The following is a 16217-nucleotide window of genomic DNA, read 5'->3' on the forward strand; positions in this document are numbered from 1 at the left end:
TATTGGCAAATTAAATACCACATTAAATACGCCTTATGGAATAGAAAAGTGAAGATACTTATTACTGGCGGGGCAGGTTTTATTGGATCAGCTGTTGTTCGCCATATTATTAAGAATACACAGGACACTGTAGTTAATATTGATAAATTAACCTACGCCGGTAATCTTGAATCCCTTTCTGATATTTCTGAAAGTAATCGCTACAATTTTGAACACGCGGATATTTGTGATTCCGCTGAAATAACGCGTATTTTTGAGCAGTACCAGCCGGACGCGGTGATGCATTTGGCTGCGGAAAGTCATGTGGACCGTTCGATTACCGGGCCGGCAGCATTTATTGAAACCAATATCGTCGGCACCTATGTACTTCTTGAAGTTGCGCGTAAATACTGGTCTGCACTTGGCGAAGATAAAAAAAATAATTTTCGTTTTCATCATATTTCCACTGATGAAGTTTACGGCGATTTACCGCATCCTGATGAAGTTGAAAACAGCGTTACGCTGCCGTTATTTACTGAAACGACGACATATGCGCCAAGTAGCCCCTATTCTGCGTCAAAAGCATCCAGCGATCATTTAGTCCGTGCCTGGCGGCGTACCTATGGTCTACCAACGATCGTTACCAATTGTTCTAATAACTATGGCCCTTATCACTTCCCTGAAAAACTGATTCCGTTGGTCATTTTGAATGCGCTGGAAGGAAAGTCTTTGCCAATTTATGGCAAAGGGGATCAGATTCGCGATTGGCTATATGTAGAAGATCATGCTCGCGCGCTTCATATGGTAGTGACTGAAGGCAAGGCAGGGGAGACTTATAACATTGGTGGACACAATGAGAAGAAAAATCTCGATGTGGTATTTACCATCTGTGATCTGCTGGATGAGATTGTACCCAAAGCGACTTCTTATCGTGAACAAATCACTTATGTCGCGGATCGTCCGGGCCATGATCGTCGTTATGCCATTGATGCAGGTAAAATTAGCCGCGAATTAGGCTGGAAACCGCTGGAGACCTTTGAAAGCGGTATTCGTAAAACAGTGGAATGGTACCTTGCAAATACTCAATGGGTAAACAATGTTAAAAGTGGGGCGTATCAGAGTTGGATAGAACAGAACTATGAAGGACGCCAGTAATGAATATCTTACTTTTTGGTAAGACAGGGCAAGTAGGCTGGGAGTTGCAACGTTCTCTGGCACCGGTAGGGAATCTGATTTCCCTGGATGTCCATTCAAAAGAGTTTTGCGGTGATTTTAGTAATCCGAAAGGCGTTGCCGAAACCGTTCGTAAGCTTCGTCCCGATGTGATTGTTAACGCAGCAGCCCATACTGCAGTAGATAAAGCAGAGTCTGAACCAGAACTGGCGCAGTTACTTAACGCCACCAGTGTGGAAGCCATCGCTAAAGCGGCCAACGAAACTGGCGCATGGGTAGTGCATTATTCAACCGATTATGTATTTCCTGGTACCGGCGATATCCCATGGCAGGAAACGGACGCTACGTCGCCGCTGAATGTCTATGGCAAGACCAAACTAGCGGGAGAAAAGGCCCTGCAGGATAACTGCCCTAAGCATCTTATCTTCCGCACCAGTTGGGTTTATGCAGGTAAGGGCAATAATTTCGCAAAGACAATGCTTCGTCTGGCGAAAGAGCGTCAGACACTTTCAGTCATCAACGATCAGTACGGTGCGCCAACCGGTGCGGAATTACTGGCTGACTGCACGGCTCATGCGATCCGTGTGGCGTTAAAGAAACCAGAAGTCGCAGGTCTTTACCATCTGGTTGCCGGGGGAACCACAACCTGGCATGACTACGCGGCCTTAGTCTTTGACGAGGCGCGCAAAGCAGGGATAACGCTTGCGCTGACTGAGCTTAATGCTGTGCCGACCAGCGCCTACCCGACGCCGGCGAGCAGACCTGGAAATTCGCGTCTCAATACTGAAAAGTTTCAGCGTAATTTTGGCCTTATTCTGCCGCAATGGGAATTAGGAGTTAAGCGTATGCTGACTGAAATGTTTACGACGACAACCATCTGATAAATTTAAATGCCCATCAGGGCATTTTCTATGAATGAGAAATGGAAATGAAAACGCGTAAGGGCATTATTTTAGCGGGGGGCTCCGGCACTCGTCTTTATCCGGTGACCATGGCGGTAAGTAAGCAATTGCTACCAATTTATGATAAACCGATGATTTACTATCCCCTTTCCACGCTTATGCTGGCAGGCATTCGGGATATCCTGATCATCAGTACGCCACAGGACACGCCGCGTTTTCAACAACTACTGGGAGACGGCAGCCAGTGGGGGCTGAATCTTCAATATAAAGTACAGCCAAGCCCGGATGGCTTAGCACAGGCGTTTATTATTGGTGAAGAGTTCATTGGTCATGATGATTGTGCATTAGTACTGGGTGACAATATCTTCTATGGTCATGATTTACCAAAGTTAATGGAAGCTGCCGTTAATAAAGAAAGTGGTGCTACCGTCTTTGCTTATCATGTAAACGATCCGGAGCGCTACGGTGTGGTTGAGTTTGACCAAAGTGGCACAGCCGTTAGTCTGGAGGAAAAACCGTTACAACCGAAGAGTAATTACGCGGTAACGGGGCTGTATTTTTATGATAATAGCGTGGTGGAGATGGCGAAAAATCTTAAGCCTTCCGCTCGCGGTGAGTTAGAAATCACGGATATTAACCGTATCTATATGGATCAGGGAAGATTGTCTGTCGCTATGATGGGGCGCGGTTATGCCTGGCTGGATACAGGGACGCATCAGAGTTTGATAGAGGCCAGTAATTTTATTGCAACCATCGAAGAACGCCAGGGGCTAAAAGTGTCCTGCCCGGAAGAAATCGCATTTCGTAAAAATTTTATAAATGCACAACAGGTTATAGAACTGGCCGGGCCATTATCAAAAAATGATTATGGCAAATATTTGCTGAAGATGGTGAAAGGTTTATAAGTGATGATTGTGATTAAAACAGCAATACCAGATGTCTTGATCTTAGAGCCTAAAGTTTTTGGCGATGAGAGGGGATTCTTTTTTGAAAGTTATAACCAGCAGACCTTTGAAGAGTCTATTGGACGTAAAGTTACATTTGTTCAAGATAATCATTCAAAATCCAAAAAGAACGTACTCAGAGGGCTGCATTTTCAGAGAGGAGAAAATGCACAGGGTAAGTTAGTTCGTTGTGCTGTCGGTGAGGTTTTTGATGTTGCGGTCGATATCCGAAAAGAGTCGCCTACTTTTGGTCAGTGGGTTGGCGTAAATCTGTCTGCTGAGAATAAGCGACAGCTTTGGATTCCAGAAGGTTTTGCTCATGGTTTTGTTACTCTTAGTGATTATGCAGAATTTCTGTACAAAGCAACTAATTATTACTCACCTTCATCAGAAGGTAGCATTCTATGGAATGATGAGGCAATAGGTATTGAATGGCCTTTTTCTCAGCTGCCTGAGCTTTCAGCAAAAGATGCTGCAGCACCTTTACTGCATCAAGCCTTGTTAACAGAGTAAGCATCGTGTCTCATATTATTAAGATTTTTCCATCAAATATTGAATTTTCCGGTAGAGAGGATGAATCAATCCTCGATGCTGCGCTATCGGCTGGCATCCATCTTGAACATAGCTGCAAAGCGGGTGATTGTGGTATCTGTGAGTCCGATTTGTTGGCGGGAGAAGTTGTTGACTCCAAAGGTAATATTTTTGGACAGGGTGATAAAATACTAACCTGCTGCTGTAAACCTAAAACCGCCCTTGAGCTAAATGCGCATTTTTTTCCTGAACTAGCTGGGCAGACAAAAAAAATTGTCCCATGCAAGGTAGATAGTGCTGTACTGGTTTCAGGCGATGTTATGACTTTGAAGTTACGCACACCACCAACAGCAAAAATTGGCTTCCTTCCAGGACAGTATGTCAATTTACATTATAAAGGTGTAACTCGCAGTTATTCTATCGCTAATAGTGATGAGTCGAATGGTATTGAGTTGCATGTAAGGAATGTTCCCAATGGTCAGATGAGTTCGCTCATTTTTGGGGAGTTACAAGAAAATACTCTTATGCGCATTGAAGGGCCTTGCGGAACATTTTTTATTCGCGAAAGTGACAGACCTATAATCTTCCTTGCAGGCGGTACTGGATTCGCTCCAGTTAAATCAATGGTTGAGCATCTCATTCAGGGAAAATGTCGTCGTGAGATCTACATTTACTGGGGAATGCAAGATAGTAAAGATTTTTACTCTGCATTACCGCAGCAGTGGAGTGAACAGCATGAGAACGTTCATTATATCCCTGTTGTTTCTGGTGATGACGCCGAATGGGTGGGAAGAAAGGGATTTGTCCATCATGCCGTGATGGATGATTTTGATTCTCTAGAGTTCTTCGATATATATGCATGTGGTTCACCTGTGATGATCGATGCCAGTAAAAAGGACTTTATGATGAAAAATCTCTCTGTAGAACATTTCTATTCTGATGCATTTACCGCATCTAAATAATATTGAGGATAATTTATGAAAGCGGTCATCCTGGCTGGTGGACTTGGCACCAGACTAAGTGAAGAAACAATTGTAAAACCAAAACCGATGGTAGAAATTGGTGGCAAGCCTATTCTTTGGCACATTATGAAAATGTACTCTGTGCATGGTATCAAGGATTTTATTATCTGCTGTGGTTATAAAGGATATGTGATTAAAGAATATTTTGCGAACTACTTCCTTCACATGTCAGATGTAACATTCCATATGGCTGAAAACCGTATGGAAGTTCACCATAAACGTGTTGAACCATGGAATGTCACATTGGTTGATACGGGTGATTCTTCAATGACTGGTGGTCGTCTGAAACGTGTTGCTGAATACGTAAAAGATGACGAGGCTTTCCTGTTTACTTATGGTGATGGCGTTGCCGACCTTGATATCAAAGCGACTATCGATTTCCATAAGTCTCACGGTAAGAAAGCGACTTTAACAGCTACTTTTCCACCTGGACGCTTTGGCGCATTAGATATCCAAGCTGGTCAGGTCCGGTCATTCCAGGAAAAACCGAAAGGCGATGGGGCAATGATCAATGGTGGTTTCTTTGTGTTGAATCCATCGGTTATCGATCTCATCGATAACGATGCAACAACCTGGGAACAAGAGCCATTAATGACATTGGCACAACAGGGGGAGTTAATGGCTTTTGAACACCCAGGTTTCTGGCAGCCGATGGATACCCTACGTGATAAAGTTTACCTCGAAGGGCTGTGGGAAAAAGGTAAAGCTCCGTGGAAAACCTGGGAGTAAGTAGATGATTGATAAAAATTTTTGGCAAGGTAAACGTGTATTCGTTACCGGCCATACTGGCTTTAAAGGAAGCTGGCTTTCGCTATGGCTGACTGAAATGGGTGCAATTGTAAAAGGCTATGCACTTGATGCGCCAACTGTTCCAAGTTTATTTGAGATAGTGCGTCTTAATGATCTTATGGAATCTCATATTGGCGATATTCGTGATTTTGAAAAGCTGCGCAATTCTATTGCAGAATTTAAGCCAGAAATTGTTTTCCATATGGCAGCCCAGCCTTTAGTGCGCCTATCTTATGAACAGCCAATCGAAACATACTCAACAAATGTTATGGGTACTGTCCATTTGCTTGAAGCAGTTAAGCAAGTAGGTAACATAAAGGCAGTCGTAAATATCACCAGTGATAAGTGCTACGACAATCGTGAGTGGGTGTGGGGCTATCGTGAGAACGAACCCATGGGAGGGTACGATCCATACTCTAATAGTAAAGGTTGTGCAGAATTAGTCGCGTCTGCATTCCGGAACTCATTCTTCAATCCTGCAAATTATGAGCAACATGGCGTTGGTTTGGCGTCTGTGAGGGCTGGTAATGTCATAGGCGGAGGCGATTGGGCTAAAGACCGTTTAATTCCCGATATTCTGCGCTCATTTGAAAATAACCAGCAGGTTATTATTCGAAACCCATATTCTATCCGTCCCTGGCAGCATGTACTGGAGCCTCTTTCTGGTTACATTGTGGTGGCGCAACGCTTATATACAGAAGGTGCTAAGTTTTCTGAAGGATGGAATTTCGGCCCGCGTGATGAAGATGCGAAGACGGTCGAATTTATTGTTGACAAGATGGTCACGCTTTGGGGTGATGATGCAAGCTGGTTACTGGATGGTGAGAATCATCCTCATGAGGCACATTACCTGAAACTGGATTGCTCTAAAGCAAATATGCAATTAGGATGGCATCCGCGTTGGGGATTGACTGAAACACTTGGTCGCATCGTAAAATGGCATAAAGCATGGATTCGCGGCGAAGATATGTTGATTTGTTCAAAGCGTGAAATCAGCGACTATATGTCTGCAACTACTCGTTAAGAAAATAAGTTTAAGGAATCAAAGTAATGACAGCAAATAACCTGCGTGAGCAAATCTCTCAGCTTGTCGCTCAGTATGCGAATGAGGCATTGAGCCCGAAACCTTTTGTTGCAGGTACAAGCGTTGTGCCTCCTTCCGGGAAGGTTATTGGTGCCAAAGAGTTACAATTGATGGTTGAGGCGTCTCTTGATGGATGGCTAACTACTGGTCGTTTCAATGATGCCTTTGAGAAAAAACTTGGGGAATTTATTGGGGTTCCTCATGTTTTAACGACTACATCTGGCTCTTCGGCAAACTTGCTGGCACTGACTGCGCTGACTTCCCCAAAATTAGGCGAGCGTGCTCTCAAACCTGGTGATGAGGTTATTACTGTCGCTGCTGGCTTCCCGACTACAGTTAACCCGGCGATCCAGAATGGTTTAATACCGGTATTCGTGGATGTTGATATCCCGACATATAATATCGATGCCTCTCTCATTGAAGCTGCAGTTACTGAGAAATCAAAAGCGATAATGATCGCTCATACACTCGGTAATGCATTTAACCTGAGTGAAGTTCGTCGGATTGCCGATAAATATAACTTATGGTTGATTGAAGACTGCTGTGATGCCCTTGGGACGACTTATGAAGGCCAGATGGTAGGTACCTTTGGTGACATCGGAACCGTTAGTTTTTATCCGGCTCACCATATCACAATGGGTGAAGGCGGTGCTGTATTCACCAAGTCAGGTGAACTGAAGAAAATTATTGAGTCGTTCCGTGACTGGGGCCGGGATTGTTATTGTGCGCCAGGATGCGATAACACCTGCGGTAAACGTTTTGGTCAGCAATTGGGGTCACTTCCTCAAGGCTATGATCACAAATATACTTATTCCCACCTCGGATATAATCTCAAAATCACGGACATGCAGGCAGCATGTGGTCTGGCTCAGTTGGAGCGCGTAGAAGAGTTTGTAGAGCAGCGTAAAGCTAACTTTTCCTATCTGAAACAGGGCTTGCAATCTTGCACTGAATTCCTCGAATTACCAGAAGCAACAGAGAAATCAGACCCATCCTGGTTTGGCTTCCCTATCACCCTGAAAGAAACTAGCGGTGTTAACCGTGTCGAACTGGTGAAATTCCTTGATGAAGCAAAAATCGGTACACGTTTACTGTTTGCTGGAAATCTGATTCGCCAACCGTATTTTGCTAATGTGAAATATCGTGTAGTGGGTGAGTTGACAAATACCGACCGTATAATGAATCAAACGTTCTGGATTGGTATTTATCCAGGCTTGACTACAGAGCATTTAGATTATGTAGTTAGCAAGTTTGAAGAGTTCTTTGGTTTGAATTTCTAATTTAATTTATTCTATCTGGTGATTGCGATGACCTTTTTGAAAGAATATGTAATTGTCAGTGGGGCTTCCGGCTTTATTGGTAAGCATTTACTCGAAGCTCTAAAAAAATCGGGGATTTCAGTTGTCGCAATCACTCGAGATGTAATAAAAAATAATAGTAATGCATTAGCTAATGTTAGATGGTGCAGTTGGGATAATATCGAATTATTAGTCGAGGAGTTATCAATTGATTCTGCATTAATTGGTATCATTCATTTGGCAACAGAATATGGGCATAAAACATCATCTCTCATAAATATTGAAGATGCAAATGTTATAAAACCATTAAAGCTTCTTGATTTGGCAATAAAATATCGGGCGGATATCTTTTTAAATACAGATAGTTTTTTTGCCAAGAAAGATTTTAATTATCAACATATGCGTCCTTATATAATTACTAAAAGACACTTTGATGAAATTGGGCATTATTATGCTAATATGCATGACATTTCATTTGTAAACATGCGATTAGAGCATGTATATGGGCCTGGGGATGGTGAAAATAAATTTATTCCATACATTATCGACTGCTTAAATAAAAAACAGAGTTGCGTGAAATGTACAACAGGCGAACAGATAAGAGACTTTATTTTTGTAGATGATGTGGTAAATGCTTATTTAACTATATTAGAAAATAGAAAAGAAGTACCTTCATATACTGAGTATCAAGTTGGAACTGGTGCTGGGGTAAGTTTGAAAGATTTTCTGGTTTATTTGCAAAATACTATGATGCCAGGTTCATCGAGTATATTTGAATTTGGTGCGATAGAGCAAAGAGATAATGAAATAATGTTCTCTGTAGCAAATAATAAAAATTTAAAAGCAATGGGCTGGAAACCAAATTTCGATTATAAAAAAGGAATTGAAGAACTACTGAAACGGTTATGAGATTTTCATGATCTTTTAATAAATAAATCGTTAACAAATTAGTCGCGTTATGTTGTAAAAACTAAGTCGTTTAATTGCATAGTGAAAGTTCAATTGTTAAAAATTCCGAGTCATTTAATTGTTGCAGGTTCATCATGGTTATCCAAAATAATAATTGCCGGGGTGCAGTTAGCAAGTATTTCATATCTTATTTCTATACTAGGTGAAGAGAAATATGCAATCTTTAGTTTGTTAACTGGTTTATTAGTATGGTGTAGCGCTGTTGATTTTGGCATCGGTACAGGACTGCAAAATTATATATCAGAATGCAGAGCCAAAAACAAAAGTTATGATGCATATATTAAATCAGCATTACATCTAAGCTTTATAGCTATTATTTTTTTTATTGCTTTATTTTATATTTTTTCTGGGGTAATTTCCGCTAAATATCTTTCTTCTTTTCATGAGATATTACAGGACAAAACCAGAATGCTCTTTTTTACCTCATGTCTGGTTTTCAGTTCTATTGGAATCGGAGCTATTGCTTATAAAATACTTTTTGCCGAATTGGTCGGGTGGAAAGCTAATCTATTAAACGCATTATCTTATATGATAGGTATGCTCGGCTTGCTATATATATACTATAGGGGGATCTCAGTTGACATAAAATTATCACTAATAGTCCTGTATCTTCCAGTGGGTATGATTTCATTGTGCTATATTGTATATAGATACATAAAGCTTTATCATGTTAAAACAACAAAATCTCATTATATAGCGATTTTACGTAGATCTTCAGGGTTTTTTCTTTTTACTTTATTATCGATAGTGGTGCTTCAAACAGATTATATGGTCATTTCTCAAAGGCTAACTCCTGCTGATATTGTCCAATATACAGTAACGATGAAAATTTTTGGTTTAGTCTTTTTTATTTATACTGCTATTTTGCAAGCATTATGGCCTATATGTGCTGAATTGAGAGTCAAACAGCAATGGAAAAAACTTAACAAAATGATAGGTGTCAATATTTTGCTTGGCTCACTATATGTTGTTGGATGTACAATATTTATTTATTTATTTAAAGAGCAGATATTTTCAGTAATAGCCAAAGATATTAATTATCAAGTTTCTATTTTATCTTTTATGTTAATTGGCATATATTTCTGTATTCGCGTTTGGTGTGACACTTATGCAATGTTATTGCAAAGTATGAATTATTTAAAAATACTTTGGATATTAGTACCACTACAAGCAATAATTGGTGGAATAGCACAATGGTATTTTTCTAGTACGCTTGGAATCAGTGGAGTGCTGCTTGGCTTGATTATATCTTTTGCTTTAACTGTTTTTTGGGGGCTTCCACTAACTTACTTAATTAAGGCAAATAAGGGATAATCATATGCTTATATCATTTTGTATTCCAACTTATAATAGAAAAGAATATCTTGAAGAGTTGTTGAATAGTATAAATAATCAGGAAAAATTTAATTTAGATATTGAGATATGTATATCAGATAATGCCTCTACTGATGGTACAGAGGAAATGATTGATGTTTGGAGGAACAATTATAATTTCCCAATAATATATCGACGTAATAGCGTTAACCTTGGACCAGATAGAAATTTTCTTGCTTCAGTATCCCTTGCGAATGGGGATTATTGTTGGATATTTGGCAGTGATGATGCTCTTGCGAAAGACTCGTTAGCGATATTACAAACTTATCTCGATTCTCAAGCAGATATATATTTATGTGACAGAAAAGAGACCGGGTGTGATTTAGTTGAGATTAGAAATCCTCATCGTTCTTGGCTCAGAACAGATGATGAGCTTTATGTGTTTAATAATAATTTAGATAGGGAAATCTATCTCAGTAGATGCTTATCTATTGGTGGTGTATTTAGCTATCTAAGTTCTTTAATAGTAAAAAAAGAACGATGGGATGCCATTGATTTTGATGCGTCCTATATTGGCACTTCCTATCCTCATGTATTTATCATGATGAGCGTATTTAATACGCCTGGGTGCCTTTTGCATTATATATCAAAACCACTCGTAATATGCCGAGGAGATAATGATAGTTTCGAGAAGAAAGGAAAGGCCAGACGAATATTAATTGATTTTATTGCATATTTAAAATTAGCTAATGATTTTTACAGTAAAAATATATCTTTAAAACGAGCATTTGAAAATGTTTTGCTAAAAGAGAGACCATGGTTATATACAACTTTGGCTATGGCATGTTATGGCAATAGTGATGAAAAAAGAGATTTATCTGAATTTTATGCAAAGCTAGGTTGTAATAAAAATATGATCAACACTGTACTTCGATTTGGGAAACTAGCATATGCAGTGAAAAATATTACCGTGCTTAAGAATTTTACTAAACGGATAATTAAGTAGTAGTAAGTTATTATATTGAGATTAAATGTAGATTTAACCTTTCTGGATTCAGCTAGATTTACGTTACTGACTTTTCTTTTTAATGAAAAACCATATTTGATATATATAAATAAATTTGGATAGCTTAACTACTTAGATGTTTTTTCGGGGAATGTTAGTATAATAATATATTTTTCTTATGATTATTTTGTGGTGTTTTACTGCCGGTATTACATTAACTCTATTATTAAGAATTACACCTAGTGTAAACTTCGTAATATTATTTATCCTTATGATTATTGCTTTAAAGATGCGTATGGAAAAACGGAGAGCTATTCAATGATCGTAAACCTATCACGTTTAGGTAAAAGTGGTACGGGAATGTGGCAATACTCGATTAAATTTTTAACGGCACTGCGAGAAATAGCTGATGTTGACGCAATAATCTGTAGCAAGGTACACGCTGATTATTTTGAAAAGCTCGGTTATGCAGTAGTTACTGTTCCGAATATTGTTAGCAACACATCAAAAACATCGCGACTTAGACCATTAGTATGGTATGTATATAGTTACTGGCTTGCGCTGAGGGTTTTAATTAAGTTTGGTAATAAAAAATTGGTGTGTACTACGCATCACACTATCCCCTTACTGAGAAACCAAACGATAACCGTACATGATATAAGACCTTTTTATTATCCAGATAGTTTTATTCAGAAAGTGTATTTTCGCTTTTTATTAAAAATGTCTGTTAAGCGATGTAAGCATATTTTAACGGTATCTTATACCGTTAAAGATAGCATTGCTAAAACTTATAATGTAGATAGTGAGAAAATATCAGTAATTTATAATAGCGTTAATAAATCTGATTTTATACAAAAAAAAGAAAAAAAGAATTACTTTTTAGCTGTTGGAGCAAGTTGGCCACATAAAAATATTCATTCATTCATAAAGAATAAAAAAGTTTGGTCTGACTCTTATAATTTAATTATTGTATGTGGTCGTACTGACTATGCAATGTCTCTCCAACAAATGGTCGTTGATCTGGAACTAAAAGATAAAGTGACTTTTTTACATGAAGTCTCATTTAATGAATTAAAGATTTTATATTCTAAAGCCTACGCGCTTGTTTATCCTTCTATTGATGAGGGTTTTGGCATACCTCCTATTGAAGCGATGGCATCAAATACTCCAGTTATAGTGTCCGATATACCGGTATTTCATGAAGTGTTAACCAATGGTGCATTATATGTGAATCCGGATGATGAAAAAAGCTGGCAGAGTGCAATTAAAAATATAGAGCAGTTGCCTGATGCAATTTCCCGATTTAACAACTATGTCGCACGGTATGACTTTGATAATATGAAGCAGATGGTTGGCAATTGGTTGACGGAATCAAAATAAATGAAAATAACATTAATTATTCCCACATATAATGCAGGGTCGCTTTGGCCTAATGTTCTGGATGCGATTAAGCAGCAAACTATATATCCGGATAAATTGATTGTTATAGACTCAGGTTCTAAAGATGAAACGGTTCCGTTAGCCTCAGACCTGAAAAATATATCAATATTTAATATTGACTCTAAAGATTTTAATCATGGAGGAACCAGGAATTTAGCAGTTGCAAAAACTCTGGACGCTGATGTTATAATTTTTCTAACGCAAGATGCAATTCTCGCGGATTCGGATGCAATTAAAAATTTGGTTTATTATTTTTCAGATCCATTGATAGCAGCGGTTTGTGGTAGACAACTTCCTCATAAAGATGCTAATCCCCTTGCAGTGCATGCCAGAAATTTTAATTATAGTTCAAAATCTATTGTTAAAAGTAAGGCAGATACAGAAAAATTGGGCATTAAAACCGTGTTTATGTCAAATTCTTTTGCAGCTTATCGGCGGTCTGTTTTTGAAGCACTTGGGGGGTTTCCTGAACATACTATCCTCGCTGAAGATATGTTTATGGCTGCGAGAATGATCCAGGCGGGGTATAAAATTGCTTATTGCGCAGAAGCCAGCGTAAGGCATTCGCATAATTATACGCCAAAACAAGAGTTCCAACGGTATTTTGATACAGGGGTATTTCATGCCTGTAACCCTTGGATTCAGCGTGACTTTGGCGGAGCCGGTGGTGAGGGTTTCCGCTTCGTAAAATCAGAGATTCAATTCCTGCTTAAAAATGCACCGTTCTGGATTCCAAGAGCTTTATTAACAACCTTTGCTAAATTTCTGGGTTACAAATTAGGCAAGCATTGGCAATCTTTACCGTTGCCTACATGTCGCTATTTTAGCATGTACAAGAGTTATTGGAATAATATCCAATATTCTTCGTCAAAAGAGATAAAATAAATGTCTTTTCTTCCCGTAATTATGGCTGGCGGCACAGGTAGCCGTTTATGGCCGCTTTCACGCGAATATCATCCGAAGCAGTTTCTAAGCGTTGAAGGTAAACTATCAATGCTGCAAAATACTATAAAGCGATTAGCTTCACTTTCTACAGAAGAACCCGTTGTCATTTGCAATGACAGACACCGTTTCTTAGTCGCTGAACAACTCCGTGAAATTGACAAGTTAGCAAATAATATTATTCTCGAACCGGTAGGCCGTAATACTGCACCAGCGATCGCTCTTGCCGCGTTTTGTGCGCTCCAGAATGCTGATAATGCTGATCCTCTTTTGTTGGTTCTTGCTGCAGATCATGTGATCCAGGATGAAATAGCTTTTACGAAAGCTGTCAGACATGCGGAAGAATACGCCGCAAATGGTAAGCTTGTAACTTTTGGTATTGTTCCAACGCATGCTGAAACTGGTTATGGATATATTCGTCGTGGTGAGTTGATAGGAAATGACGCTTATGCAGTGGCTGAATTTGTGGAGAAACCGGATATCGATACCGCCGATGACTATTTCAAATCAGGGAAATATTACTGGAATAGCGGTATGTTTTTATTTCGTGCAAGCTCTTATTTAAAGGAATTGAAGTACTTATCACCTGAAATTTACAAAGCTTGTGAAAAGGCGGTAGGACATATAAATCCCGATCTTGATTTTATTCGTATTGATAAAGAAGAGTTTATCTCATGCCCGAGTGATTCTATCGATTATGCAGTTATGGAGCACACACAGCATGCCGTGGTGATACCAATGAGTGCTGGCTGGTCGGATGTGGGCTCCTGGTCCTCACTTTGGGATATATCGAATAAAGATCATCAGAGAAATGTTTTAAAAGGAGATATCTTCGCACATGCTTGTAATGATAATTACATTTATTCCGAAGATATGTTTATAAGTGCGATTGGTGTAAGCAATCTTGTCATTGTTCAAACAACAGACGCTTTACTGGTGGCTAATAAAGATACAGTACAAGATGTTAAAAAAATTGTTGATTATTTAAAACGAAATGATAGGAACGAATATAAACAACATCAAGAAGTTTTCCGCCCTTGGGGAAAATATAATGTGATTGATAGCGGAAAAAATTACCTCGTTAGATGTATCACTGTTAAGCCGGGTGAGAAATTTGTGGCGCAGATGCATCACCACCGGGCTGAGCATTGGATAGTATTATCCGGGACTGCTCGTGTTACAAAGGGAGAGCAGATTTATATGGTTTCTGAAAATGAATCAACATTTATTCCTCCGGATACTATTCACGCGCTGGAAAATCCCGGAATGATCCCCCTGAAGTTAATTGAGATTCAATCAGGTGCCTATCTTGGTGAGGATGATATTATTCGTTTAGAACAACGTTCTGGATTTTCGAAGGAGTGGACTAATGAACGTAGTTAATAATAGCCGTGATGTTATTCATTCATCAGGTATTGTGTTTGGAACGAGTGGGGCTCGCGGTCTTGTAAAAGATTTTACACCTCAGGTATGTGCTGCTTTTACGGTTTCATTTATTGCCGTTATGCAGGAACATTTTTCCTTTGATACCGTAGCATTGGCAATAGATAATCGTCCAAGTAGTTATGGGATGGCTCAGGCGTGTGCTGCTGCATTGGCGGATAAAGGCGTTAACTGTATTTTTTATGGAGTGGTACCAACCCCAGCTTTGGCCTTTCAGTCTATGTCTGACAATATGCCTGCGATAATGGTTACGGGAAGTCATATTCCATTCGAGCGGAACGGCCTCAAGTTTTATCGTCCTGATGGTGAAATCACGAAACATGATGAGGCTGCGATCCTTAGTGTTGAAGATACGTGTAGCCATTTAGAACTTAAAGAACTCATAGTTTCAGAAATGGCTGCTGTTAATTATATATCTCGTTATACATCTTTATTTTCTACTCCATTCCTGAAAAATAAGCGTATTGGTATTTACGAACATTCAAGCGCTGGGCGTGATCTTTATAAGCCTTTATTTATTGCATTGGGGGCTGAAGTCGTTAGCTTGGGTAGAAGCGATAATTTTGTACCTATAGATACAGAGGCTGTAAGCAAAGAGGATCGGGAAAAAGCTCGCTCATGGGCTAAAGAGTTCGATTTAGATGCCATATTCTCGACAGATGGGGATGGTGATCGCCCTCTTATTGCTGATGAGGCCGGTGAGTGGCTAAGAGGCGATATACTAGGTCTATTATGTTCACTTGCATTGGATGCAGAAGCGGTCGCTATTCCTGTTAGTTGTAATAGTATAATCTCTTCTGGCTGCTTTTTTAAACATGTTAAGCTTACGAAAATTGGCTCGCCTTATGTTATCGAAGCTTTTAATGAACTATCGCGGAGTTATAGTCGTATTGTCGGTTTTGAAGCCAATGGCGGCTTTTTATTAGGAAGCGACATCTGTATTAACGAGCAGAATCTTCATGCCTTACCAACTCGTGATGCTGTATTACCAGCAATAATGCTGCTTTACAAAAGTAGGAATACCAGCATTAGCGCTTTAGTCAATGAACTCCCAACTCGTTACACCCATTCTGACAGATTACAGGGGATTACGACTGATAAAAGTCAATCCTTAATTAGTATGGGCAGAGAAAATCTGAGCAACCTCTTAAGCTATATTGGCCTGGAGAATGAAGGTGCAATTTCTACAGATATGACAGATGGTATGCGAATTACCTTACGTGATGGATGTATTGTGCATTTGCGCGCTTCTGGTAATGCGCCTGAGTTACGCTGCTATGCAGAAGCTAATTTATTAAATAGAGCTCAGGATCTTGTAAATACAACGCTTGCTAATATTAAAAAACGATGCTTGCCGTAAAAGAATTGAATGTTATTTACT

14 protein-coding genes and 1 pseudogene are annotated in these 16217 nt (G+C 39.4%); all 15 read left to right on the forward strand.

The window, feature by feature from the left end:
- Positions 1 to 48: 48 nt before the first annotated feature.
- The 15 genes and pseudogenes from rfbB (at position 49) to rfbK (ending at position 16196) form a co-directional block, all read left to right on the forward strand.
- Positions 49 to 1134, forward strand: a complete 1086-nt coding sequence (rfbB, locus tag ACH0WD_RS14925; protein WP_000697849.1) for a dTDP-glucose 4,6-dehydratase — start codon at positions 49 to 51, stop codon at positions 1132 to 1134.
- The gene (rfbD, locus tag ACH0WD_RS14930) at positions 1134 to 2033 is read left to right on the forward strand and encodes a dTDP-4-dehydrorhamnose reductase (RefSeq protein WP_001023665.1); all 900 of its coding nucleotides are present in this window, start codon (positions 1134 to 1136) and stop codon (positions 2031 to 2033) included. Before rfbB ends, rfbD begins: the two co-directional genes overlap by 1 nt.
- Before the next feature lie 47 nt (positions 2034 to 2080).
- Positions 2081 to 2959 carry a glucose-1-phosphate thymidylyltransferase RfbA gene (rfbA, locus tag ACH0WD_RS14935; protein WP_000857531.1) on the forward strand — a complete coding sequence of 293 codons (879 nt, stop codon included), beginning with the start codon at positions 2081 to 2083 and terminating at the stop codon, positions 2957 to 2959.
- Positions 2960 to 3511, forward strand: a complete 552-nt coding sequence (gene rfbC, locus ACH0WD_RS14940; RefSeq protein ID WP_000973710.1) for a dTDP-4-dehydrorhamnose 3,5-epimerase — start codon at positions 2960 to 2962, stop codon at positions 3509 to 3511.
- Positions 3512 to 3516: 5 nt separating this feature from the next.
- Positions 3517 to 4510, forward strand: a pseudogene (locus tag ACH0WD_RS14945) (CDP-6-deoxy-delta-3,4-glucoseen reductase).
- The gene (gene rfbF / locus ACH0WD_RS14950) at positions 4507 to 5280 is read left to right on the forward strand and encodes a glucose-1-phosphate cytidylyltransferase (RefSeq protein ID WP_000648785.1); all 774 of its coding nucleotides are present in this window, start codon (positions 4507 to 4509) and stop codon (positions 5278 to 5280) included. Before ACH0WD_RS14945 ends, rfbF begins: the two are co-directional and overlap by 4 nt.
- A 4-nt stretch (positions 5281 to 5284) precedes the next feature.
- Positions 5285 to 6364 (forward strand): CDP-glucose 4,6-dehydratase, encoded by a 1080-nt coding sequence (rfbG, locus tag ACH0WD_RS14955; protein WP_000565903.1) that lies wholly within the window; start codon positions 5285 to 5287, stop codon positions 6362 to 6364.
- 26 nt (positions 6365 to 6390) lie between these two features.
- The gene (rfbH, locus tag ACH0WD_RS14960; RefSeq protein ID WP_000126349.1) at positions 6391 to 7704 is read left to right on the forward strand and encodes a lipopolysaccharide biosynthesis protein RfbH; all 1314 of its coding nucleotides are present in this window, start codon (positions 6391 to 6393) and stop codon (positions 7702 to 7704) included.
- Between the two features lie 27 nt (positions 7705 to 7731).
- Positions 7732 to 8631 carry a CDP-abequose synthase gene (locus tag ACH0WD_RS14965; RefSeq protein WP_000143399.1) on the forward strand — a complete coding sequence of 300 codons (900 nt, stop codon included), beginning with the start codon at positions 7732 to 7734 and terminating at the stop codon, positions 8629 to 8631.
- An 81-nt stretch (positions 8632 to 8712) separates the two neighbouring features.
- Positions 8713 to 10005: an MATE family efflux transporter gene (locus tag ACH0WD_RS14970; protein ID WP_006497737.1), complete on the forward strand. Its 1293-nt coding sequence runs from the start codon at positions 8713 to 8715 to the stop codon at positions 10003 to 10005.
- Between the two features lie 4 nt (positions 10006 to 10009).
- Positions 10010 to 11011 carry an abequosyltransferase RfbV gene (rfbV, locus tag ACH0WD_RS14975; protein WP_000908622.1) on the forward strand — a complete coding sequence of 334 codons (1002 nt, stop codon included), beginning with the start codon at positions 10010 to 10012 and terminating at the stop codon, positions 11009 to 11011.
- Between the two features lie 318 nt (positions 11012 to 11329).
- Positions 11330 to 12391: a glycosyltransferase family 1 protein gene (locus ACH0WD_RS14980; protein ID WP_001747575.1), complete on the forward strand. Its 1062-nt coding sequence runs from the start codon at positions 11330 to 11332 to the stop codon at positions 12389 to 12391.
- Positions 12392 to 13336 (forward strand): O antigen biosynthesis rhamnosyltransferase RfbN, encoded by a 945-nt coding sequence (gene rfbN, locus ACH0WD_RS14985; RefSeq protein ID WP_000705154.1) that lies wholly within the window; start codon positions 12392 to 12394, stop codon positions 13334 to 13336.
- A complete protein-coding gene (locus ACH0WD_RS14990; protein WP_001747574.1) occupies positions 13337 to 14776 on the forward strand; it encodes a mannose-1-phosphate guanylyltransferase/mannose-6-phosphate isomerase in 1440 nt (479 codons plus the stop codon).
- Entirely contained in the window at positions 14763 to 16196 is a 1434-nt protein-coding gene (gene rfbK, locus ACH0WD_RS14995; RefSeq protein ID WP_001103634.1) for an O-antigen biosynthesis phosphomannomutase RfbK, read from the forward strand. Before ACH0WD_RS14990 ends, rfbK begins: the two co-directional genes overlap by 14 nt.
- The last annotated feature ends 21 nt before the right edge of the window (positions 16197 to 16217 follow it).

The organism is Salmonella sp. 2020_1395 (assembly GCF_043848115.1).
Taxonomy (GTDB): Bacteria; Pseudomonadota; Gammaproteobacteria; order Enterobacterales; family Enterobacteriaceae; genus Salmonella; species Salmonella enterica.